Origin of the sequence: Bifidobacterium mongoliense DSM 21395 (assembly GCF_000741285.1) — a bacterium.
Lineage (GTDB): Bacteria > Actinomycetota > Actinomycetes > Actinomycetales > Bifidobacteriaceae > Bifidobacterium > Bifidobacterium mongoliense.
Genome location: NZ_JGZE01000016.1, coordinates 1 through 23,925 on the forward strand (window position 1 = coordinate 1; position 23,925 = coordinate 23,925).

General features: G+C 55.7%; 16 protein-coding genes and 1 tRNA gene. 9 read left to right on the plus strand and 8 right to left on the minus strand.

The features are described from left to right. On the plus strand, nucleotides 1-235 hold a 235-nt coding region (locus BMON_RS06540), incomplete at its 5' end, for a transposase (protein ID WP_162176694.1). A gap of 215 nt (nucleotides 236-450) precedes the next feature. Here the strand turns inward: BMON_RS06540 and BMON_RS06545 are convergent. After that, nucleotides 451-1,110, minus strand: a complete 660-nt coding sequence (locus tag BMON_RS06545; protein WP_033513519.1) for a GntR family transcriptional regulator — start codon at nucleotides 1,108-1,110, stop codon at nucleotides 451-453. Between the two features lie 202 nt (nucleotides 1,111-1,312). Here BMON_RS06545 and BMON_RS06550 point away from each other — a divergent pair, with 202 nt between their 5' ends. Continuing rightward, nucleotides 1,313-2,593: an amidohydrolase family protein gene (locus BMON_RS06550; protein ID WP_033513537.1), complete on the plus strand. Its 1,281-nt coding sequence runs from the start codon at nucleotides 1,313-1,315 to the stop codon at nucleotides 2,591-2,593. Nucleotides 2,594-2,754: 161 nt separating this feature from the next. Next, nucleotides 2,755-4,488 (plus strand): DUF6020 family protein, encoded by a 1,734-nt coding sequence (locus BMON_RS06560; RefSeq protein WP_051917973.1) that lies wholly within the window; start codon nucleotides 2,755-2,757, stop codon nucleotides 4,486-4,488. On the opposite strand, the gene BMON_RS10010 is transcribed toward BMON_RS06560, so the two are convergent. Further along, entirely contained in the window at nucleotides 4,442-4,633 is a 192-nt protein-coding gene (locus BMON_RS10010; RefSeq protein WP_033513521.1) for a hypothetical protein, read from the minus strand. The two genes, BMON_RS06560 and BMON_RS10010, sit on opposite strands and share 47 nt — an antisense overlap. A gap of 222 nt (nucleotides 4,634-4,855) precedes the next feature. On the opposite strand from BMON_RS10010, the gene BMON_RS06570 reads away from it, so the two are divergent. Together BMON_RS06570 and BMON_RS06575 are read left to right on the plus strand one after the other, a co-directional pair. Beyond that, the gene (locus BMON_RS06570; protein WP_051917974.1) at nucleotides 4,856-5,746 is read left to right on the plus strand and encodes a class I SAM-dependent methyltransferase; all 891 of its coding nucleotides are present in this window, start codon (nucleotides 4,856-4,858) and stop codon (nucleotides 5,744-5,746) included. Between the two features lie 260 nt (nucleotides 5,747-6,006). After that, the gene (locus BMON_RS06575; RefSeq protein ID WP_033513542.1) at nucleotides 6,007-6,324 is read left to right on the plus strand and encodes a cupin domain-containing protein; all 318 of its coding nucleotides are present in this window, start codon (nucleotides 6,007-6,009) and stop codon (nucleotides 6,322-6,324) included. Between the two features lie 157 nt (nucleotides 6,325-6,481). On the opposite strand, the gene pulA is transcribed toward BMON_RS06575, so the two are convergent. Next, entirely contained in the window at nucleotides 6,482-11,566 is a 5,085-nt protein-coding gene (gene pulA, locus BMON_RS06580; RefSeq protein ID WP_033513522.1) for a type I pullulanase, read from the minus strand. Between the two features lie 403 nt (nucleotides 11,567-11,969). On the opposite strand from pulA, the gene BMON_RS06585 reads away from it, so the two are divergent. Further along, on the plus strand, nucleotides 11,970-13,724 hold the full coding sequence (locus tag BMON_RS06585) for an acetolactate synthase large subunit (RefSeq protein WP_081882961.1): 1,755 nt from the start codon (nucleotides 11,970-11,972) through the stop codon (nucleotides 13,722-13,724). Nucleotides 13,725-14,015: 291 nt separating this feature from the next. After that, nucleotides 14,016-14,798 (plus strand): ATP-binding protein, encoded by a 783-nt coding sequence (locus tag BMON_RS06590; protein ID WP_202805460.1) that lies wholly within the window; start codon nucleotides 14,016-14,018, stop codon nucleotides 14,796-14,798. A gap of 184 nt (nucleotides 14,799-14,982) precedes the next feature. Here BMON_RS06590 and BMON_RS06595 read toward each other — a convergent pair. Together BMON_RS06595 and BMON_RS06600 are read right to left on the minus strand one after the other, a co-directional pair. Further along, nucleotides 14,983-15,067 (minus strand) — tRNA-Ser (locus BMON_RS06595). Nucleotides 15,068-15,199: 132 nt separating this feature from the next. Further along, nucleotides 15,200-15,943, minus strand: coding sequence for an AAA family ATPase (locus BMON_RS06600; RefSeq protein WP_033513523.1), 744 nt, complete (start codon nucleotides 15,941-15,943; stop codon nucleotides 15,200-15,202). 367 nt (nucleotides 15,944-16,310) lie between these two features. Between BMON_RS06600 and BMON_RS09660 the strand changes: the two genes are divergently transcribed. Together BMON_RS09660 and BMON_RS09665 are read left to right on the plus strand one after the other, a co-directional pair. Next, nucleotides 16,311-17,549 (plus strand): DUF2142 domain-containing protein, encoded by a 1,239-nt coding sequence (locus BMON_RS09660; RefSeq protein WP_161786348.1) that lies wholly within the window; start codon nucleotides 16,311-16,313, stop codon nucleotides 17,547-17,549. A 52-nt stretch (nucleotides 17,550-17,601) separates the two neighbouring features. Further along, nucleotides 17,602-20,037 (plus strand): GH25 family lysozyme, encoded by a 2,436-nt coding sequence (locus BMON_RS09665; protein WP_081882963.1) that lies wholly within the window; start codon nucleotides 17,602-17,604, stop codon nucleotides 20,035-20,037. Between the two features lie 37 nt (nucleotides 20,038-20,074). Here the strand turns inward: BMON_RS09665 and BMON_RS06615 are convergent, their stop codons facing one another. From BMON_RS06615 to BMON_RS10200, 3 genes are all read right to left on the minus strand, one after another. Then, complete coding sequence (locus tag BMON_RS06615) at nucleotides 20,075-21,076, minus strand: glycosyltransferase family 2 protein (protein WP_051917976.1); 1,002 nt, start codon at nucleotides 21,074-21,076, stop codon at nucleotides 20,075-20,077. Between the two features lie 102 nt (nucleotides 21,077-21,178). Beyond that, nucleotides 21,179-22,000 carry a hypothetical protein gene (locus BMON_RS10590; protein WP_152595815.1) on the minus strand — a complete coding sequence of 274 codons (822 nt, stop codon included), beginning with the start codon at nucleotides 21,998-22,000 and terminating at the stop codon, nucleotides 21,179-21,181. Between the two features lie 1,012 nt (nucleotides 22,001-23,012). After that, complete coding sequence (locus BMON_RS10200; protein WP_081969655.1) at nucleotides 23,013-23,906, minus strand: excalibur calcium-binding domain-containing protein; 894 nt, start codon at nucleotides 23,904-23,906, stop codon at nucleotides 23,013-23,015. Between the last annotated feature and the right edge of the window lie 19 nt (nucleotides 23,907-23,925).

The window sequence follows — 23,925 nt, forward strand, 5'->3', positions numbered from 1 at the left end:
GGATGATGCACTCCCGTCTGGAACCCATKGAAACCTCGCCCGCCGGATCCGTCGTCACTGGCGGGACATCCTCACGTATTTCGACCACCGGTGCACCAACGCGATCCTCGAGGGATTGAACGGCATCATCCAACACATCAAAACCCGAGCCCGCGGCTTGCGCAACATGGACCACTTCTCCACGATGATCCACCTGACCTGCGGCAAGCTCGACCTGGCCACCGTCACCATATAACCAGCCCCACCCACACCAAACAGCGAAAGGCCAAAAATACTTCAATAAAGGCGTCATGATCGGTGCGGTAAAGGGCTGACCGGTGACGGTTTCCGACGCGTATGACGCGATTCGGAATGCCCGGAGCCGCTGGTGATCACGCCATGGAGGCATCCACGTGTCTCCACGGCAATTTGGTTGTTGCCGCGACGGTGGTGTGCGCCTGGTGATCCGCGCTACTGCAACGTTGGCATGGTGCGGATCATACGGTTGAGCGAACCTTCAAGATGCCGATCGATTAGCGTTGACACATCCGCGTTCCCACCTGATTTCAACGAGTCCAGAATAGCAACGTGATCTTCGAAGGATGGAGTGAGATCGACGTCCTGTGCGTTAGTCACCTGCAGCATTATCGAGAACAGTGGTTTGATGACCGACCAGAACGCAATCATGCGTGAGTTCTGGGAGTTGACGATGAGTTCATGATGGAAGTTGAGATCCGCCTGAGCGTAACGGTTGGTGTCACCAGCTTGTAACGCGTCACGCATATCTTGAATGGCCTCGTCCATTCCGCGCCAATCAATCGAGCCGGGGTCGTTCGCGATATGGGTCATCGCGAGTTCTTCGAAGCACACCCTGACTTCGTACATGTCCCGGACGTCTTTCTGCGACAGTCCGGAGATGACGCACCCCTGTCGTCCACGAACCACGAGCCCTTCGTTGGTGAGTTGTTGGAGGGCGTCTCGTACCGGCCCTCGGCTGACGCCGTACCGTTGAGCGACTTCGGTCTCGATAATTCTTTCGCCTTTTGGCAACTGACCATGAATAATCGATGAGCGCAGGTCATCGGTGATCTGATCGCCCAATGATTGTATGCGCAGATGACCTTTCAGCATGCCCTATCCCCTGACTTTCGCGGTACGTGGCTCCGTGGCTGTGACTGAGATGATGCAGACGGACGACCGTGCCCATTGGTTGAAGTCTACCATCGTCATTCTGTCGGAACCTTCCCCATGCGGGTATGTTTACCCGGAACGGCGGCGTGTGTCGCGGTAACGCGGCTTCGTTAAGCTACCGATGTCAACCAAGGAGGGCATCATGCTCAAGGCCTATCGCGGCGACATCATTTTCACTCCCACACCACAGGAGTTCTCGGTGCTCGAGGACGGGTTCGTGCTCGTCGAGGACGGCACGGTCAAGGATGTGGTGGGCTCGCTCGGTGCCGAGTACGCCGAGGTGCCGGTCATCGACCGCTCGGGGTGCCTCATCATCCCCGGATTCAACGACCTCCATGTGCATGCGCCCCAATACCCTCAGGCCGGACTCGGATTCGACTGTGAACTTCTGCCATGGCTCGATCGATACACGTTCGTCGACGAGGCTCGTTTCGCGGATCCGGACGTCGCCGAACGGTGGTACCGCCGCTTCCTGGTGGATCTGTGGCAGGCCGGGACCCTGCGGTTCTCGGCGTTCGCCACGCTGCATACGGCGTCGACATGGCGACTTATGGAGTTGGCGCAGGAGTCGGGGTTGAGGCCTTTGATCGGTAAGGTCAACATGGATCGCAACGCACCCGATTCGCTGATCGAGTCGACGGCACAGAGTCTGGCCGACACCGAGACGCTGATCCACAGGGCGGCGGAACGGACGCCGAACGTCGGGTTCATCGTCACCCCGCGGTTCGTGCCCTCCACCACACCGGAGCTCATGGAGGGGTTGGGGGAGCTGGTGGCGCACTATCATCTCCCGGTCCAATCCCATCTCGATGAGAACCGGTCGGAGGTGGCGTGGGTGCGTGACCTGCACCCTGACATACCGACCTATGCTCAGGTCTACGAGCATTACGGCCTTATGCCACGGGGCCGTACCGTCATGGCCCATTGCATCTGGCTCAACGACGCCGAACGCGCGTTGCTCAGGGACCGTCAGGTGACGGTAGCCCATTGCGCCCAGTCGAATCTCAATCTGCAGTCGGGGATCATGCCGGCGCGGCGGTACCTGGATATGGGTCTCCAGGTCGCGCTGGGCAGCGACGTCGCCGCCGGGCATGTGCTCGACATGACCCGTCACATCGTCATGTCCATCGAGGCGTCGAAGGCATTGCGCTTCATTCCCGGGCACGAGGACGAGCGGCCGTTGCGCCTCGCCGAGGCGTTCTATATGGCCACCAAGCAGGGCGGATCGTTCTTCGGGCGTGTGGGCTCCTTCGAATCCGGATACGATTTCGACGCGCTGGTCGTGCGTGAAGGCGACAATCTGCTCGATCTGTCGGTCGAGGAGCGGCTCGAGCGGTTCCTGTACGCCAAGGGTGGCGCGGCCATCGAGGAGCGGTATGTGGATGGGGCTCTGGTCCCGCGTCCGTTTGCCGAGAAAGAGTAGGGGCTCTTGGTGGCGGATGGCGGCCTGGCGCCGGTGGGTCGTGGCCGTCGGTGAATGGTGGTCGCTGACCGGTGACATCTCACGATGGGTGGTGGCCGGCTGGTCAGGCGGTAGATTAGTGCGGAGAAGCGATGGTCTGAACGGGGGGGGGTGCGATCGGTATGGCGGTGAAGTGGCAGGTGGCGCCGGAACTGGCGATGATGCGTACCGATGATCCGCCGTCACGTATTCGTTGGTTGGATCCCGCTCCCATCGTTGTGGCGGTCGTTGCGGCCGTGGTGATGTGCGGTTCGCGGTTCCTCGTGGACGGTGAGCGCGTGACCTTGGTCGCGGCGGCCGTGCCCGCGCTGGTGTTCGCCGTGTTGTGCTATCTGATCGGGGTGCTGTTGTGCTCGTGGTTCGACGCCGCTTCGGGAGGTCGTGCCGTCGCCTCCTGGCTTCGGTCGCGTCCGCGTAGCAGTCTGCGCGACGCGGTGCGCGGGCGGTTCGTCGCGTATTGGCTGGTGTTGTTGGTGTGCTGGACGCCGTGGTTCGCGTTCTGCTGGCCGGGGGTGATGCGTGACGACACCATCGTGCAGTTCATGCAATCCTCCGGCTACCACCGCTACTTCACCCAGCATCCGCTGTTCGACACGCTGGTGTTCGGCGTGTTCTGGCGGATCGGCGGGGCCATGGGCAATCAGGTCTGGGGCATGGCGGTCTACACGGTGGTGCAGGCACTGCTCATGGCCGCGAATCTGGCGCTCGTGCTGTGCTATCTGCGTTCGCGGGGTGTTCCGCGGCTGGCGTTGGCGTTCGGGTTGGCGTACTGCGCCGGGTTCTATGCGCTCGTGCAATCCGTGCCGACCATGTCGAAGGATTCACTCACGACGTTGTTCGTCGTGCCGCTGGCGCTCATCGCCACCGAGGTCTGCCTGAGTCGGGGCGCGGTGCTGCGCCGGTGGCCTGTGTGCGTTGCGTTGGTCGCACTCGTGGTGTTGACGATGGTGAGCAAGCGCACGATGCTTCCCGTGCTTGTCTGTTTCGCGGTGCCGTTGGTGCTTGCGGCCTCGAAGGCCCGCGTGCGGACGGTGTGCTGCCTGCTCGTCGCCGTGATCCTGGCCGAAGGCGTATGGACGCCCGCCGTCAACCACGTTACGCGGGCCAACCACAGCATCGACCGTGATGTCTTTGGCCTGATCATGCTGCCCGTCGCGCGCATCGAATCGCAGGACCCCGGTGGCATCACCGCGCAGGAGCGCGATGAGCTCGGTCCGGTGATGGATCTCGATCTGGCCGGTGACGACTATAACCCCACGCGTTCCGACGAGACCTCGTGGACCATGAACATCCACGCCACGGCATCTCAAAAGCTCACGGCGCTCGGTGCCTGGGCGCGAATCGGCTCCCGGCACCCTCAAACCTTCATCGAAGCATACGTGACGCTGACGCAGGATTGGTATTATCCGTCGCATGGCATCGGGTTCCCGTCCTCGTCGGCCTATGTCTTCTCCGATCGGTACATGCGTCAGTGGGATACGTTCGTCATCCCGCCGGTCACGGCCAGGTTCGTGCTCAAGGATTTCCTCGACACGCTTGGACCGGAGAGGCCCGAAGTCGCATGGAGAGAACGGGTTAACCACACCGTCAAACGATCCGTCGAGAACCCGGCCTCGTCCTATGCGGTGTACCTCACGTATCTTCCCCTGCTCATCGCCGCATACTTCATCTCGCGTCGGCGTTGGCGGAACCTTGCCGCATGGTCGTTGTTCGGCCTGACGGCCCTGTCGCTGTACGCCTCGCCCATCGTGCTCTGCTGGTTCGCCACGCCCGCCTTCCATATGCTGCCCGGCATGGTCGGGCTCGGGTTCATACGGCGGGATGGGCCGTATTTGCTTGGTCCACGTCGCCGATGATGTGGTTGAAGCGTTGCGACAACAGTGCCGTGGTCTCGGGTATGCCACCTTCGACGATGCGGATGGCGCGGGTGTCGAGATATCGGGGGATGAGCGCCGCCAACACCTTCGAGACATGCGGTGCCAATTCGCTCGGCTTGAGCACGACCGCGTTGCCGGCGGCGCCACGATAGAGGTCGGATGATGTCTGTATCGAAGACCGTGCGTGTGGAACGGGCCAGAGATGCGATGTCGACGCCGTTGTCTGTACCGTTGTCCACGTTGTTGTCGGTTCTGGTCTTAGGCCTGGTGCCGGCACCCGCCATATCCGAAAAGTGATTGCTCCGGGGTCTTGTTGCGCATGCAGTCGGCGGATAGGGTGAGGGGCATGACCACCACTGAGCATCACCATGCCGAGCATCGCGCTGCCGAGCGCCACGCCACCGATAAGCGCACCATCGCCCGTGAAGATCTGCCGCTGGCTGATCGCGATGCCGCGCACTTGCCCGGGCATTGGTTGTTGGCCAGACTCGGCAAGAAGGTGCTGCGACCCGGTGGGCTGGAATTGACGTTGGCGATGCTCGACCATGCGGATATTGCCGATCGCGATGTCGTCGAGTTCGCCCCCGGACTGGGGCGCACGGCGGCCGAGATCCTGCGGATCGGCCCCTCCTCGTACACCGGCGTGGATCGGAGTCCCGAGGCCGTAAGGATCGTGTCCGACCTCGTTGGGCAGGCACGGTTGCCGAAGGGTGGGCGCTGCGTGCAGGCCGACGCCTCTGACACCGGTCTGCCGGATGCCTACTGCGATGTGGTGGTCGGCGAGGCGATGCTCACCATGCAGACGGATCGGCACAAGTGTGCGATCGCCGCCGAGGCGTTCCGCATCCTGCGTCCCGGCGGCTGCTATGCGGTGCACGAGCTCGGACTGACCCCGGAGGACATCCCGGTACGGGACAAGGTGGTCATTCAGCGCGAACTTGCCCGTTCCATCAAGGTCAATGCGCGACCGCTGACCACTTCGGAGTGGTCGGAGGTTCTCGGAACGGTGGGCTTCGACGTGGATTGGAGTGATTCGGCGCCGATGGCATTGCTCAAGATACGGCGGAACATCGCCGACGAGGGGTGGTCCGGGGTGTTCACCATAGTCCGCAACCTGATTCGCGACTCGGAGGCCCGCCGCCGTGTGCTGGCCATGCGCAAGGTGTTCACGACCTACGAGCAGAACCTGCGGGGTCTGGTGATGGTGGCGCGCAAGCCGCTGGAATCGGTGGATTGAGTCATACTGTGAAGGACAACAATCCTTCCAAGGAGGGTGCAATGAGTGAGGAAACAATGAGTGAGGAAACAATGAGCGACGAGCACATGAACGGCGATCCGGAACACGAGGAATGCCAGTGCGGCCATGGCGGCGAAGGGCATTGCCATCACGATGGCGAGTCCAAGCACGATGGCGAGTGCAAGCGTGTTGGCGAGGGTGAGTGCCACCACGATGGGCACTGCGAGCATGGATCGCAGGGCGCCGCCGAGACGCTGGAGATGGGATGCGTCGAGGATCTGACCGGCATGGTCTCGATCCAGGAGCACGCCACGGTCTCCCGCACGGTGATGCACCAGGCCGGCGGCAACGTCGTGGTGTTCTCGTTCGATACCGGCGAGGAACTCAGCGAGCACACGGCCGCCATGCCGGTGTTTGTGCAGGTGCTCAAAGGACGCATCCACATTCACGGCGGCGACAAGAACGTCGAACTGGTGCCCGGCGGCATGGTCTACTTCCCAACGCGACTGCCTCACGCCGTCAAAGCCCTCGAGCCGTCGATCATGATGCTGACCATGATCACCCCCGCCCGCGCCTGATGGCACGACGCTCTTCGGTTGTGCAAGGCCGACAAGCGGGTTGCACAGTTGGGTAAAGTTGGTTTGGTTTGGTACATCGGCAATCCAAAGAATTGGCCGAATTCCTTGGATTACCGATGCGTCAAGCTGGTTACAGCTGGTTCGGTATGGTCCTGGTTTATTGCTGTGGGTTCCTCCTCGTCAGCATGGTCAATGCGATACCGAGGAGCGTCAATCCGGTTAGAGCGGCGGCGATGACGGCGACGGATGCCCCCGTCCGCACGATGCGTGCACGCCGATCATGTGTGGCTGTTGCGGACGCTTCGCCGTTCCCGCGGGCAGCGTGTGGGGCATTGCTGTGTCCGTTCTGGGGTTTGATCCCGGTGTGGTTGTCTCCTCCTGCCGAGCCGCCGGTATGTGTGTCGTCGGTCGGTGCCGTATCGCTGCGTTGCTTGAGCACCGTGGCGGACAATCCCGACGCCTCATAACCGGTGGCCGTGACCTCGGTTGTTTCCTTCCCTGTGAGATCTACGTTGCCGTCGGCGGCGAGGACCTCGTAGGTGCCTGCAGGAATCGACGTGTCGATCCTTTTCGTTTTGTTGGCGTTGAAGATCATCACATAGGTGTCGTCGCCGGATTTCAACTGATAGCTCACGACACCGTTCGCCTCACTCAGTATGGTCATGTTGGCGGCGATGTCGGCGTAGGAGGTCATGTGCAACGCCGTGATGGAGCGACGCAGCGCGATGAGTCCCTTCACGTAATTCACGGAGTCGCGGTACTGCGCGGTGCGATCCCATTGGATGGCGTTCACGGCATCGCCGGCGTTATAGCTGTTGCCATTGCCGGATTTGGTGCGCAGGAACTCCTGACCCAGCTGCATGTCGGTGATGCCCTGCGAGAGGAAGATCGCCGAATCGGCGAGTTTCGCACGTCGCACCAACGTCGCTTCATCATCGTGTTGCACGCTGAGCTTGAGCTTGTCATACAGGGTGAGGTTGTCGTGAATCTCCGCATATTGCACCACCTGATCGGCGCTCGCGTAATTGGTGTCCGTCTTTCCGTTGGAACAGTGACCATTGGCGGCAATGCCCTTGCGGGTGTTGTCGCAGCCCATGAGATTCGTCGCCACCAGGTTCTCCAGCCCGGTCTTGCCGCTCACGAACCCCGTGTCCTCCTTTGCGAACACGCTGCCCCTGAGTGCGTCGCGCAAAGAATCGTTGAAGAACGCCACGCCGGGGACCTTGTCGGCCTTGGGTTGGATCGTCGACTCGTCGCCGAGTGCTTCGGTCATGTCCCAGCCTTCGCCGATGACGATGATGGAGGGGTCGATCTTGTTCAGGGCCGCCCTCACCTCATTCATCGTCGTCCGGTCGAGCAGCCCCATGAGGTCGAATCGGAATCCGTCGACGTTGTAGTTTTTGGCCCAATACTCGACCGAGTGCACGATATAGCGTCGGGCCATGGCGCGTTCCGAGGCAACGTCATTGCCGCAGCCAGAGTCGCTGCGGAGCTTGCCGGTGTCGTCGTAGCGGAAATAGTATCCGGGCACGGTCCGGTTGAAGGCGTGGCTGGCCGCGTCGTAGACGTGGTTGTAGACCACATCCATGATCACCCGCAGTTTGTGCTGATGCAGGCCGGACACCATCTCCTTCATCTCACGCACGCGTGCCGCAGGGTTCATCGGATCCGAGGAGTACGACCCTTCTGGAACGTTGTAGTTCTCGGGATCATACCCCCAGTTGTATTGCTCGCCGTATCCCAGGCCCTTCGTCTCGTCGATGGAGGCGAAGTCGAAGGCGGGCATGATCTGCACATGCGTGATGCCTAGGGAGCGCAAATAATCCAGTCCGGTTGGGTCACCGGCCTTCGTATGGGTTCCCTCCTGTACCACGCCGAGGTATTTGCCGCGTTTCGCCGGATCCACACCGGACGATGGGTCGATGGTCAGATCGCGAATGCTGGTTTCCGCGATGACCGCGTCGGTCGCTTTGCCGAACGGGGCCATGCGTGTGCCTGCATCGCCCGTTTCGCCGGTCGGCAGGACGACGGACCGTTGCCCGTTCGCCACCGCAGCGGTGGCGTAGGGGTCGGCGGCGGTCGTCGTCGTCCCGTCGGCGAAGGTGAGCTCGTAGTCGTAGGCCTGCGGCTTGGTGTCGTCGGCGCTGCGTGCGAGGTGGGGAAGGGTGTGGGTCCACACGCCTTTCTGCCCGGCGGTCATGGCGTAGGTGCGTGCCACTTTGGCCGTGGGATCGGTGTTGTCGAACGTTCGCAGCGTGACCTTGACCGCAGTGGGTGCCCAGAGCTTGAACGTGGTTTGCTCGTTCGCATAGGTCGCGCCGAGATCGTCCTTGTCGTAGGCATACCGCTGGTCGAAGGCATCCGAACGGACCACGGCGCCCAAAGCGACCGGCTTGCTGCCATAGCCCGTCACTGTAAGCGTGTAGGCCGCGGTGACTTCGAGGTCCTTGCTGGTGGTGATGGTCAAAGTGCGGCCATCCTGCTTCACCGTCGACACATCGACGGCGCGGCCATGGTCGTCGCTCACTGTCACTGCGTGTGCGGCGGCCTGCGGATCATCCATCGGCTTGTTGAGCGTGGCCTTGATCGTGTTGAAGGCGTTCATCTGTGCGGAGATGATGCTGGCCTGCGCCCTGTAGAGGGTGCCATTGGTGTATACGGTCGAATCTCCCTGCACCAGCCAGACCTCCGCTGCGGCTGAACCGTCCTGACGAAGCGTGATGGCCGATTGCGGAATCGTGCGACTCTCCTCACTGGGGTCCTTCGCCTCCCAGGCATCGGCTCCGTAGCGAACGATGAACTGTGGGGTGGTCAGGCCGCTGCCGTTGAGGCGGTAGGTCGAGGTCAGGCCAAAGTCGTCGTGGCCGCTGAAGGGGTGCGCGGAGCCGTTGACTCCATCGGCCCATCCCCAGATGTCCCAAGCCTTGGTGCCGTCGGCGTTCGTGTAATCATCGGAGAAACGGTGGTAGTGGATGGTCACGTCGATGGTATCGGCCTTCTTTCGGTAGGGTTCCGGAGCCGATGTCAGCGTTGTGTCGGGATTGCTGCCGTCGACCCAGATTTCGGCGGTGCCGCTGCTGCCGTCGAGCATTCGGTTGTCTTGGCCGATTTTGTTCCAATCGGGATCGGTGATGATCGCTCCGATGCCGTTGGGTGCGAAGGCGCCGTCCAGCTCCGTCGACAACACTTTGCCGTAGTCGTCGGTTCCGTTGAATTGGTAATGCTTTCCGGTAATCGTGTTGCCATCGGTATCGGTGCCCCAGAGATAGACTCCGCGGTTCGTACATGTATCGTCCGGGTTGCGGTAGTGGACGATGACTTTCGTTTTCGGTTGATAGGTTTGCAGTTCCTGCGGTATGCCGGTCTGGGCCGCGTGTCCGCTGATCTGAGTCCAGTGGCCGAGCGCCGTGTAGTTGCCGCCGCCAGAGGGGTTGTCCCACTTCGCGCCGTCGCCGTGGTCACGATCGGTGAACACGTATTCGAACGATGCCCGTTTCGGGTCCACCGTCGCCTTCACCCAGCCGTTGCCGGCAGAGGTCATGGCGAGGGTTCCCTGCTGCGCCCAATGGTCGATGCCGTAATGCAGGTAGGCGGCATCCCAGTCGCTCGGAAGTCGGTAATAGATGGTCCGACTGGTGTCCGTGGCCGGTTTGGCCACGGTGTCGTTGTCGGCGAGTGCCGGATCCGTCGGGTCGCTGCGCTGTTTGCCCTGCCAGGTGTCCGGAGTGGCGCCGGCGTGGATGGCGATGGCGGAATGCTTGGCGATGGTCGCCGTGAAGGTGTGGTCGTCCTTGACCGTCACCGTGTCGGAGCAGTCGCCTGCGGTGTACACGTTGCAATAGGTTCCTGCCGGCAGTGAAGTCGAGAAGGTACCGTGGGTGTCCTGGTCGCTGTTGTTGAGGGCCAGGTAGCCCTTATCGCCGCGTTTGAATCCCAGTACGTTGACTGCGGGGCTTTCCCAGTCGGTGGCTGTGGTCCCTGCCACTGCGTCATGGAAACCGATCATGCCTCGTATGGCGGTCCAGCGTTGCGCGCACTGCCATGTGCCCGGCGTCATGGAACCATTGGTGGGGCATTGCGCATCGGGCACGTGGGTGGTCGTGGCGCCCGGTGCGCCGTCGTCGTTGCCGTTGAAGTAGTAGCCGGAGTAAATGTGGGGTTGCCCGTACGGGTAGCCCAGCATGAAGGCGTTGGCCAGCAGGTACTTCGAGCCCTTCTTGTAGGTCAGCGCGGAGCCGCGTTCGGTGTCCCAGTTCGTCACGAAGACGGCGGCTTTGGAAGAGTCGACCCAGCCTTCGCTTCCGACTTGGGAGAGGCCCTTCGCCTTGTCGGCGATGTCACCGGAGAAGGCGGCGGAGAGATGGTTCGTGAAGTTGAATTCGGAGACCTTGCCGTTCGCCAGGTAATTGACGGGTTGGATCTCCTTCGCCTCCGACGGGTTACCGATCACCTCCTGTTCGAAGAAGATGTCGTCGGCGTTGCGCCCGGTCCGTTCCGCTAGGAGATGTTTGATCGCGGCCACGTCGGCATTGGCGATGTGCTTGACGGCGTCGACACGGAATCCGTATACCCCGAGCTTGAGCAGCCTGCAAAGGTAATCGGCGATTTTGCCTTGCACGTACGGCTGACTGGTGTCCAGATCCTGCAGGCCGGTCAGACGGCAGTTCTGCACTTCGTAGGCGTTGGTGTAGTCGCCGATGTTCTTGGTGCAGCTGTGGAAGTTCTGTGCGGTAAAGGGTATGCCGGGGAAGTTCCCGTCGGCGTCGTAGGTGTTGCCGGCGGTGCCCTTGCCCGCACCTTGGTCCACCCCGGTGGTGTGGTTGATGACTGCATCCGCTATGATGCCCACCCCTGCCGCTTTGCAGGTGGCGATCATGTCGGTGAACTCGTGCTCGGTGCCCAGTTTCGAGTCGAGCGTGTAGCTCACGGGTTGATAGGAGGTCCACCAGGGCGTGCCTGGAATGGATTCCTGCGGGGGTGAGATCTGCACGTAGCCCACGCCTTCGGGCCCGTATGTGCGCGTGCATTCGTCGGCGACCGATTTCCAGTTCGTCTGGAATGCGATTGCGATCGTGTCATGCGATGCGCCTGTCGCGGTGGCCGCATGCTGCGCGACCGGCGCAGCGGTATCGGCCTGAGCCGGTCGCGGCGCCACCGCCGCCCATCCCAACGCCATGGACAGCACGATTCCCGATGCCGTGATGTTTCTGACGATAGCGCCCAATTGATGGATCACTTTCATATGTTTCCGCCCTCTTCGTCGAGACTAGTGGGGTCGTCCAACTCGTGCGGCGTTGCCGTAGCCGTTGTTCGACCCTTTGAATATCGATAAAATGAAAACGTGTGCAGTATGACGTGCTGCAATGCTTGATATGACAACAATGCTGCATTGCAGTGCTGATGCGACCATACTGTGCAAGTCTCATCGAGAAGAATAGTAACATTATTCGTGTGATTATGCCAACGTTCGCAGAAGTGGAATAGACGTGGACTCGCGTCTCCGATCATAGGGTGACATGAGTGGGTTGGGCTCGGGAATGGATTGCGCCGGGGCCAGGTCAACACCTTCCCTCTTCGTTACGGGGATGTAGCATGTGGGATGTGTTTACGGGCGGAACCCGGTTGCACGGAAAGGGCATGCAGACATGCATAACGGCAACATCGACCATCAGACGGCAGCAACAACGGGAGGGGTTCCCGGAAACCGGGAGGTCGAGGTGCAGGCCGAACCCGAGGCGCAGCAGCCGCGGAATGTCTCCGATCTGTTCGTGCAATGCCTCGTCAACGAGGGTGTCGAGGTGATCTTCGGCATCCCTGGCGAGGAGAACATCCCGCTCATGGAAGCCATCAAGCGTGATGGCCGCATCAAATTCGTGCTCACCCGGCACGAGCAGGGTGCCGGCTTCATGGCCGCCACCTATGCCCACGAGACCGGCAAGCCCGGTGTGTGCCTGTCGACGCTGGGGCCGGGTGCCCTGAATCTCGTGTTGCCGGTGGCTCAGGCGAACGCCAGCACCACGCCCTTGGTCGCCATCTGCGCACAGGGCAACGTGAATCGCTTATACAAGGAATCCCACCAGATCGTCGACCTGGTCTCGGTATTCCGGCCCATCACCCAGTGGGCCGCCATGGTGCTCGATGCCGCGGCCGTGCCCGAGATGATCCGCAAGGCGTTCTCCGTGGCGCAGCGCAAGCGGCCCGGCGCATCCTGTCTGGTGCTGCCCGAGGACATCTCGCAGCTCGCCGCGCCCGTGCAGGCGGAGCCGCTGCCCTTGCCCCGACCGGTCCACACCATCCCCGCCCCCGACACCATCGTGGAGGCCGCGAATCTCATCGGCGCCGCGAAGCACCCGGTGATCCTTGCGGGCAATGGCGTGGCCAGGTCGCACGCGGAGCAGCAGCTCAAGGAGATCACCGAGCTGCTCAACGTGCCGGTCGCCACCACCTTCGAGGGTAAGGGCGTGTTTTCGGATAAGCATCCCAACGCGCTCGGGGTGGTCGGCTTCATGAAGCACGACTACGAGAACTTCGCCTTCGACACCGCCGATCTGATTCTGGCCGTGGGCTTCTCCATCCAGCAGTTCGACCCGATCAAGATCAACCCGAACAACGACAAGGTCATCATCCATATCAACACGTTCACTGAGGACACCGACGCACACTACCCGGCGTCGCTCAATATCCGCGCCGACATCAAGAACACGTTGGTGGCTCTGGAGGCCGAGCTGCGCAAGCGCACCATCTCGTTCGAGCCCTCGCATCCGCAGATCCGCGGACTGCTGCAGCGCGAATACGAGTCATGCAAGGCGGACATGTCGTTCCCCATGAAGCCGCAGCGCGTGGTGTACGACACCAGGCGTGCGGTGCAGGGCGATTGGCCCGTGCTGGTCGACACCGGCGCCCTGAAGATGTGGATGGCCAGACTCTACCCGACCTACGAGCCGAGCACCTGCGTCATCGACAATTCGCTGTCGACCATGGGCTGGTCGCTGCCCGGTGCCGTCGGCGCCTCGCTCTCCGCCCCCGGCGTGCCGATTCTGGCCGTGATGGGCGACGGTAGTTTCATGATGAATCTGCAGGAGATCGAGACTGCGGTGCGCTACGGTTGCCGCATCGTCATCCTGGTATGGATCGATAATGCCTATGGCCTCATCAAGTGGAAGATGGACATGCATACGAAGGACCACGAGTTCGTGGACTTCAACAACCCCGACTTCCTTGATCTGGCGGCGAGCTTCGGTGCGAAGGGCCACGAGATCACCTCGGCGGATGAGCTCTACCCGGTGTTGCGCTCGGCGCTTCGCTCCGGCAGTGGCGTCGATTTGATTGCCTGCCCCGTGGATTACCGCGAGAACATGAAGCTGATCAGCAAGCTGGGTGACATCGACTTCGCCAGCTGAGTTGTTGTGGGCGCTTCGTGCCGGAGGTCATGGGATTCACTGCGGAATCCGTGTTTGGGAGACATTCGGAATTGAAGCCTTGTCTCAAGAAGTGAGGAGGTTCGCCGCTCAAGTTTTGAGGATGTGGATTCTGAGGTAATAGGCCGCTATAAGAAGGCAATTGGCACCTTGGTCGGTGACGAGTAGGTACTACGCAGCGGTGATTTCTTGGTCGATGGACATCTAACGAACGCTGGTGTCCTCTTATTCTCGCGGAACCCGACGCGCTTTCTTCCCTCCGCTCGCGTCCGTGTGCTCAAAATCGACGGTACCCAGATGCAAACCGGTCGGCGGCTGAACATCGTCAAGGACAAGGATTTCGATGGTCCGCTTCCCGAGGTCGTGGAGGGAGCCAGACAGTTGATCGCTTCTTTGCTTCGTGAGTTTCAGGTGCTGGGTGAAGACGCAAGATTTCGCACGGTTCCCGAGTATCCCGAGTTCGCATGGTTCGAGGGTTTGGTCAATGCCGTCGCCCATCGAGATTATTCAATTCGTGGTGAGTACACGAGGGTGGTGATTTTTGATGATCGTTTGGAGATTACGAGTCCGGGCATTCTGCCCAACCGTGTGACATTGGGGAACATGCGGACCACGAGGTTTGCGAGGAATCCCAAAATTTGTCATGTCCTGGCATCGTTCAAGTGGGTTCGTGAACTGCATGAGGGTGTGCATCGTGTGTACCAGGAGATGGAGGAGCTAGGACTTCCCGATCCTGAATTCAGCGAACCGAGTGATTTCTCAGTTAGGCTGGTGTTGCGCAATGACATCGGTAAGCGGGTGCCTTACATGAGTGATTCCATCGGGTCGAAGGCTGCCGAGGAGCGACGGACTGAGAGGACTTTATCCGATGCCGAGGTGACTGCATTGAATCTTGCTGAGTCTGAAGGCAGAGTGACGACGGTACGGTTAATGCAGAGCGTTGGGGTAAGCAGAGTGACAGCCTCTTCCTTATTAAAACGTCTTGTTGAGAAGGGAAGGCTCGTGTGGCATGGGACTGGTCAACACGATCCGAATCAGTATTATTCTCGATCCTGACTGCTAAGAGTTTGGCGGGAGTCTGTATTGCTTTATAGTACTTTACGGTAGTGTTATCTTTCCTTTCTGGAACTAAAAGAGGATAAGAGCGTCAGTCAATTGTACCTATTAACTCGATATGTGGGCGAGTGGCCGGCGAGTGGAATGAAGAAGGACCCCGACCAATTGGTCGGGGTCCTAAGAGCGGAGGATACGAGATTCGAACTCGTGAGGCTGTTACACCAACACGCTTTCCAAGCGTGCGCCATAGACCACTAGGCGAATCCTCCATATTGCGTGCAAGGGACATGCTCTCGCACACGACTCGTAAACAATAGCACGGCGTAGGGAGAACCGGTAGTTGCGCGTGGCGGAGGATACGAGATTCGAACTCGTGAGGCTGTTACGCCACTGTCCTACCTTCAAACTGGGTCGTCAGCGTGGTCATCAAACAGGTGATGAAACAGGGCGTCGCGCCGGTTGATGACCGTGTCCATGACCCGATAGCTGTCGGTGTCCTCCACGGCGCATGGCCGTATTCGACCGTCATCGAAGCTCAGCAGGGCGGCGCCGGGGAAACTCAGCAGGATCGGTGAATGCGTCGCGATGATGCATTGCGACCCGTCCTTTAGCAGACGGTGGAGCATGACCATCAGGCTCAGTTGACGCTGCGGTGAGAGGGCGGCTTCCGGTTCGTCCATAAGATATAGACCCGGACCGTCGAAGGCTTGCATAAAGGTGAGAAAGCTCTCGCCGTGTGACTGTTCGTGCAAGCCAGCTAATGCCCCCGAACGATCGTAATCCCGTGCCTGGGTCGCGACGTTGAAGAAACTCTCTGCCCGGAAGAAGTATCCCGATCGGCAGTATCCGCGTCGTCGGATCAGGGTGGTGCGTCGCGAGAGATCGGATACGTCGTCATATGTCGAGAACCGGTAGTTGCGGGTGCCACCTTCCGGATTGAACCCATACGTCAGCGCTATGGACTCAAGGAGGGTTGATTTTCCGGTGCCGTTCTCTCCGGTGAAGAAGGTGAGCGGGTTGTCCAGCTCAAGCTCGTGCAATGAGCGCAGGGCCGGTATCGATTGCGTGTAGTCGGCCGGTTTGGTGCGATCTCGTGGTGCATCATCCCAGTCCAAGCGCACGCCGCTGATGAAAAGCTGGTGCATACGGCGATGGTAGCAAGGACTCGGCATACTGGTCGGGTTGGATTCAACGGCCTGGCAGGGGGTGAATGGCATTTCCGCTATTTCTGCATGGGCATTGAAGCAATTGTCTGTGTATTTGAACTCTGATTGCCACGATGGAACGGTGGGCGCTTGAAGGGTATATTGGACAGGGTAATGTGGAGGCGACGACGCGGACTACATCGTGATTACGTACATCCGAAGGCAGGAATGTGGTTTGGTTAATCGACTATCAGGCGGACGGCACTTTGTATCATCAAAGCAGGGGGATGTATCGCTTCAGAGTATGAAAAGTGTTTTTCGCTGGGATGTTCTATATCCTCTTATTGTTTTGCCTTGTGGTTTGTTCATGATTTTCTTTGATAGATATCCGGCGCGTAATGATGGCGAGGCTCATTGGCTTAGAGCCGTACAAGTTGCCTCCGGACTGTTTGTTCCTCTGCGAGATCCAGCAGGCGGTGATAGGTATGGTGGGTTTAGGGCTAATGGAGCATTTGCTTCATTCAACAACACGGCAATTAACTCGCCGTTTTTATATTATCCAACTATATTTTCTCAGTTCTTCTTCCGATATACGGCTGAACATGTTCAATATGTCGCCGCTAGTATTAGCACACTGTTGTGTTGTACAGTTTGTATCGCATTAGCTATACATATCGCCGGCCAAATGGGTGAGTTGATAGCTGCGACGGCGTTTATCCCGACCGTATTTCTTTCAATGGTATTTCCTTCTGCGGATGCGGTGACTAATTCATTTGCTTTGTTATTTATTGCTGTGGTGTGCCGATACTCCGTTCTCCTAAAGGCGACGAGCTGGCAAACAATATTGATTCTAAGTTTGCTATGTATTGGTTTGGCGCAAATCAAAACAACATGCCTTGTACTTATGCTTCTAATCGGTGTTATTGCGTGGCGACAGTATCGGCATGATCGTCATATTCCTATTGAATACTTCATTCCTTTGGGATTTGGGGTGTCCTCAGCATTGATATGGTGGTGGCAGATTCGTTCTATTTCTCCTTGGATCCTGTCGTATCAGCAATATGTAGATGGGAAACAGTTGCTGATACATCACCCTTTCGCTTTTTTGAAAGGTGTGATCATGACAGTGTTCCAACCGCTGGATTTATCAAAGGACCAATACAACGTTCAAAGAAACATCCAGTTGTATACGGGAACTGAGAATACGATGCTGCCAATGACTGTGATGGTTTTCTTCATTATCTCTTGCATTGCTTTGTGGATGGTAGCTGCCAGTAAGTCCCATTTGGTCTTGTCGAAGATGGAACCAGCCGATCGTGTATTCATTCAAACGATTCTGGCGTCTATCATTGTTCTTTTCTATCTATTGACTTGCGTCGCAATGGCGTTGGTCATGGGTTATACTCCCCAGAATCTGGGCAAGGCCTTCGATGGTATGCAAAGTCGATATTTTGTACCGGTATTGCCGCTTATTGGAATTATGCTCTTGATTCCTAACTGGGGTATTGTGATTCGCCATTCGAAGGCTTTGGAACGCTGTGTGTTGGTGTTCCTTTGGTTGGGTTTTGTTGGGATCCTTGCTGCGCATACTATTCGGTTCATATAGTATTGGTGCGGTTGTGATAGGTTTTGCACACTCTTAAGGGAGATGACATGTAATGATAATTCAAAAAGCCAGTATCATATTACTTTGTGCATTCGCCTTTATACTACCTGGCCACAATCCTGTGTCTTCGGCAGTGACGGGTTCTGAGAATACTGGAACTGAATACAACTCTCATACAGTTGATGCTAAAAAACCCTCGTCGGATTCAAAGTCCATGCCGAGCAATCCCTCCGTAGCTTTGCCGGACACCGTTAATCGCTCAATTCCTGATAACGCGACGGTTGTTTCTCCGCGCCTGGCTTCGATGAGTAATGGGGTCGTCAAAGATCTTGTGACAGGCGACACTGTTACTGACCCTGCTTTAGTGGGCTCTCCCGAAGAGCAGCCGGATCCCTTAGCAAAAACGAAGGGTCATCAATTCATTCCTGTTTCTGTAGCTCGGGTCAAGGACTCTTTTTCTCAGAAGAACGCCGGAGAGAGTGATGGTTCAGATTCTGCTCGAGAAGGGGCCCAAGGAGCCGGCATGATGGATAAGGAGATGGCGAGGGGAGAACGGCAGAGCAGCCGAGTGCGCCCCGTGTCATTGGTGGATGGGGGTGTGCATAACGCCGCTTATACAGTCCCTGGTAACCAGTATGGGGCATATTGGGGGAACTATAATTCACAACCTGCTTTTTTCGAGAGGAATGGAACCCTCTTCGCACAACAGGCAAGGCCAGTCATTGATGTGTCGTCGTGGCAGCAGGATATTAGTTGGCAAGCAGTCAAAGATGCGGGGATTCAAGGTGTGATAATTCGTCTGTCGTATGGGTGGGGAAATCATATTGATAGATCTGCAGAGTATAATATTAGTGAATGTAGAAGGCTTAATATTCCTTTTGGTCTGTATGTATACTCTTATGCTGCAAATGGCAGTGATGGCCGGGCAGAGGCTTCTGACGTGTTGGCCAAATTGCGGAGCATTCGGGTTAGTGCTAGCGATTTACGATACCCGATTTTCTATGATTTAGAGCAATGGACGGATTCCGGTAGGACCCCTGCAACGAGCTCGAATACATATAATGACATAGTCAATTCTTGGTTTTCCGGGATGGAGGCTGGTGGATTCGGAAACCTGCAGATATATTCTTATCCAGACTATCTGAACGGTCCTCTGAATTCTAGTAACATTCATAGCAAGACAGGTTGGGTTGCAAGTTACGGGCCCAGCATGGGCTTTGCTTTCCAACTGGAATTTCGAGGTTGGCAGTATTCGGATGTGGGGAACGTGCCGGGAATCCAGGGGCATGTTGATCTCAGTGCCTTCGGGAATAAATCGTATGTTGATGATAATCCGGCCGGGGAAGATCCTTCAATGTCAGCTGTAAAAGTTTTAGATATCTCCGAAGGTGATTATTATGTTGTATCTTCATATCCTCATCAGGTAGTTGATATTGCTTGGGCGGGTAAGAATAATGGTGATATGAGCGAAATATGGCAATACATAGGAGGTAGTAATCAGGTATTCCATATAAAGCCGGTTGGCAACGGACGGTATATGCTTATCGCATGTCATTCTGAAAAGGCTCTGGACGTAAATGAGGGCCACTCTGCTAATGGAACTAGAATTATTCAGTATCGGCAACAAAACAGTCCCAATCAACAGTGGGAAATTTATAGGACCGCAGAAGGTTCTTTAATATTTAAATCAATGGTTAATAGTTCTAAAAATCGAGTTCTCGATATAGTTTCCGGAAATTCCAGTAATGGTGCGCCGTTGGACATTTGGGGATTTAATCGCGGGGTTAATCAGCGCTTCCAGATTGCGCCAGTGGGGACCTATCGTTCTGGTTCAGAAGGTTGGATTTCTCTTCAAGGTAAAACATATTGGTATACCAATGGGGTGCGTGCCGTCTCCCGGGAAGTTGTAGATCCAGCATCAGGCCTGTGGTATTACGTTGATGCCGCGGGGCAGAGAGTAACTGGTTGGCGTGCGCTAGCTGATGGTCGGAGAGTGTATTATGACCCATCAAATTATGCCATGATTCATGGCGAGAAATGTATTAGTGGTTATTGGTATTTCTTTGATGCGTTAGGGAATATGGCTTGTAATCGAGATGTATGGCTGCCTGCTGAGCAGAAGTGGGTCAGGTATGATTCTTCGGGCCATATGGTTTATGGCGAGAACTACTTCCGCGGAGGGTGGTATTACTTCGATTCTTATTCTGGTGCAATGGTAAAGGGATGGAAATATCTAGCGGTCAACCAGGGCAAGTGGGTCTATTACGATCTGATCAGTGGTCGCATGGTGCATGGTGAAAGTTGCATTGCTGGGAATTGGTATTACTTTGATGACTTTACTGGTGCAACCACATACGGGTGGAAGTTGCTCGGTGGGAATAGGTGGGTCTATTATGACAGCACTTTTGGTTGGATGTTGAAAGGATGGCATGCGGTCGATGGGCGTATGCGTCACTTTGACGATATTACAGGTGCTGTCCTGAATTGATGTGCTGATTTGTGTCAGGAATAGGGAACGGAGTGCCTTATAACCGATTCTCAATTATGTATCTTGGCCGTTGCTTCGTTTCGATGTAAATCCGACCTACGTATTCTCCGACTACACCGAGAGATGTCAGTATGAGTCCTCCCAATAGCCATAGGGAGAACATCATCGACCCCCACCCTGCGACTGCTTGCCCTGTGGTGACTGAGACGATGGTATATATGAGCATGACGAAACTCGCCAAAATCGACATAAACCCAGTGAGCGTGATAAGCCGCAAAGGTTTCACGGAGAATGAGGTGATTCCCTCCAATGCAAAACTGAGCATTTTTGAGAATGGATATTTCGACTCGCCCGCTATGCGAGAGCCTCTCGTGTAATAGACTTTGCTTGATTCAAAACCAAGAGCAGGTACGATTCCTCGTAAATACAGATTCTTTTCCTTGTACTGCGACAAGGCTCGGATCGAGGTTGCACCCATCAGTCTGAAGTCGGCGTGGTCCGGGATGGTGTCTGTGCCCATCCATGTCATGAGTCTATAAAATGACTCCGCCGTGAAACGTTTAAAAACGGTGTCTGTGTCCCTATTATTTCTCACCCCGAAAACAATTTCATCGCCATTTCTGAAGTTGGTTATCATTTCTTCAATGGCATTTGGGTCATCCTGAAGATCTGCATCCATCGAGATGCTGGCGTCGCAGTCCAAACTGAGTGATTCCACTAACCCTGCGTATACAGCATTCTGGTGTCCGCTGTTGTGTGAAAACTCGATACCTCGATACCGTGTTCGATCTTTCCCATGTAGATCCTTGATAATGCTCCAAGTTGCATCGCTGGACCCATCGTCGACGAATAGAATGCAACTGGCGGAACTAATAAGGTTACGTCCAATCAGCTCCCCGATTTTCTGGCCTAGGACCTTGGCGGTTTCGGGTAGAACAGCTTCTTCGTTGTAACAGGGGATAACCAGAGCCAATTTCGGCGGAACACTGTTCCTCGTGGCTGGCGTGCGAAAAGTAGCTTCATGGTTATCTTGTGGCATGGAATCCAGTCTAGCGCATATGATCCGACCGGTTTGCTCACGAGACGACCTCCGTGTAGTCATTTTTGTCATGCTCGTCTGATGCTTACTGTTCAGCTTCGGTTATTCGCCTGGTTTCGTCTCGGATTTCCGTCTAATTTTGCGGTATGCCAGTGAAGCACCTCCTCCAATGTGTTGGAGTCCGTGACTCGCCGGGATGGTCATCAAGGCCGCGAATGGTAAGACGTAGACGCTCTTTGCTTCCCACAAAAGGAAACAAAAGAAACCGGCCATAATCATTATTGATATTAAACACATTACTTCAAACTCTTGGGCATTATCTTGTTTCTGCTTAACAGCAGTCGCTATTCCAAGACTTGCTAGGGCATAAACAATAAACTGATATACGTTCTGGAAGGCAATCAGACGGTGGCCATTTGGCTCAGTTGTGAACATAGTCCAAAGCGAGCTATCCTTACCCCGTTGAATAAATGATGAATAGTATAAACTTTGATGAGTAGGTTCAGCCCACTCTGAGGCAATCTTTTGAGAGAAAAAGTTCCATGCATATTGTGGATCAGATAAAAATCCGCTTATGGAAGACCAAATTGTTGTTCTCGCGAATGTTTGTTGTAGAGCTGTATCGCCTTGGGTAATATTAAAGATTTGAATCGCTGACGTGTTCCACCAACCGGGCATCGTAGTTTGTTGACTCTGCTGAGTTAAGCCGATTGCAATCCACGATACTTGCGGAAGTCCCTTACCGAATTCCTGTCCAGTTAAATGTTGCAGCAATAAAATGGGTAAATTAGATGACCATTTAGCAAACAAAAATAGAAGTAAAATAATAGGGATAAAAACATATCTGTGTTTTCGAATAGAAGAAATCGTAAAGATTGCAGTAATGGACAAAACAAATAGAATCTCAGTTCCTTTAATCGTCATTGCAATTCCTCCAACGATGAAAGAGATTATCATCCATAATAGTGCTTCGTATTTGCTATTGCTCCGCATTGCAGTGACGGATGCTAACACTGATAATAAGGCACAGCAGAAACCAACTGTGTTTGTGTAAATGAATCCCGTCGAAGTGATGAGAGGAATATTGATTACAAGTAGCAAAGATAAGATACGTTTGCCTAAGCTGCTTAGACCGGAAGAACAACCGAGTTTCCATATCGACCACACACTTAGGCTTGCAGCTATTGCATTGACCACTAGGAATGCAATTAGGTTGTTGATGCCGAAAATACTAAAGATTAGGACAAACCAGAAAAGAGCACCTGCCTGGAATGGGTACCACGAGAAATAGGCATGGAGAGATGGATGACCCGCAGCGCCCGGTGCAAAGTCGGAGAATCTGCCTTCGACGATAGATGAAGCAGAATCTATAAGACTGATGGAATCGGGATAAGAATAATTACCTCCGATGGGATTAAGCGATAGGACCCATAGTAAAGTTGTGCAAAGTGAATAAAGGAATACGAAAGTCCCAATTTTGCAATCAGGTATTATTTTGATTAATAAAAATGAAACGTAAAGTAGAATTATAATTAGGACAAGGCATGAGGCCATAAAAAGTGGTGTTGGGAGGCCTTGTTTCAGCAACATCCGTTCGGAAGTTATAGTAACTTCATATGATCGGGGCGGGAGGAAATAGCCAGTGTTAAATAAGGAGATTAACGCGAGAAAAGCAATAATTGCAGAGGCAAGTCCCATAGCGAAAGTTGCTAATGAGAAGCTTATGCGCCTAGCTAGGGAGCCAGTATCTTTGTGGGAAAATGTTGGAATTGGATACTTGGTCTCATGAGAACTAAAATGGCTCATTTACGCCTCTGCATTCTTTACTAACCCTCAATCACCATAACGGTATGCGATTTACGTAGCTGCCCTAAGTCCATGACGGTAACTTGTTGAGAGGTTGAGGATACGTCTACTCGTGACTTTCAGTCTTTACTTATCCCTCGCAAGCAACCCCATCCCTATCCCGGTCGAGATCATTTCGGTACCCGGGCTGTTCGCGATGCAATGGGGCCTTGCCCGCTCTACGAACGGCTTCGCAATTTTCATAATAAACTCCCTCAGAACGACCTGTAACCTCGTTAAACCAGTAAGAACCACGCCAGTCAGGAACGTAGGTCTTTCCATGGGCCATTTTTCCTGTTTGGGTATCAAAATAGTAATATGCACCGTCTTGACGTTGAAGGCCATACACCATTTTTCCGGATGTTCCATCATAACGCACCCACTTACCGCCATTAGAACGTACGAAAGTGTCTCCGTGGAACATTGCACCAGTATTGTTGTCAAATAGATACCAGCCTGTATGGGCGGCATCATAATTCACGTACTGTTCTCCGTGCGCCATCTTGCCAGTTATCTTGTCGTAATAGACCCATTTCCCGCCATTACTGCCAACATGCTGCATGCCTTTGAGCATGGCTCCGGTTAGATTGTTGAATAAATACCATCCACTATATCTAAAATCCTCGCCTTTGATCATATGGCCTGAATGATTGTAGCGTACCCATTTCCCCCCATTCGAACGTTGGAATACATCTTTATCGTGGGCGATTGATCCGTCAGCATCAGCCCAATACCAAGATTGGGAACCGGGGTCGAAGAACTCTTTGGATGTTGCCATCACCCCATTGTCGTACCAACGACGAGCATCGGGATCATCTCCATTCCTCCAACCAGAGTTATTCGAACTGGGAATGGCTAGGTTCTGATGCTGAGTAGCCACAAGTTGATCTGTGTTTTCGGCACCTATGGCGGTGGTGGGGAACAGCGTGCTAACAGCGAGTAAAGAGCCGAGGCATAGGGCCAGCAACCTTGTTGGACGAGTCATGTAAAGCTCCTGTTTCTTT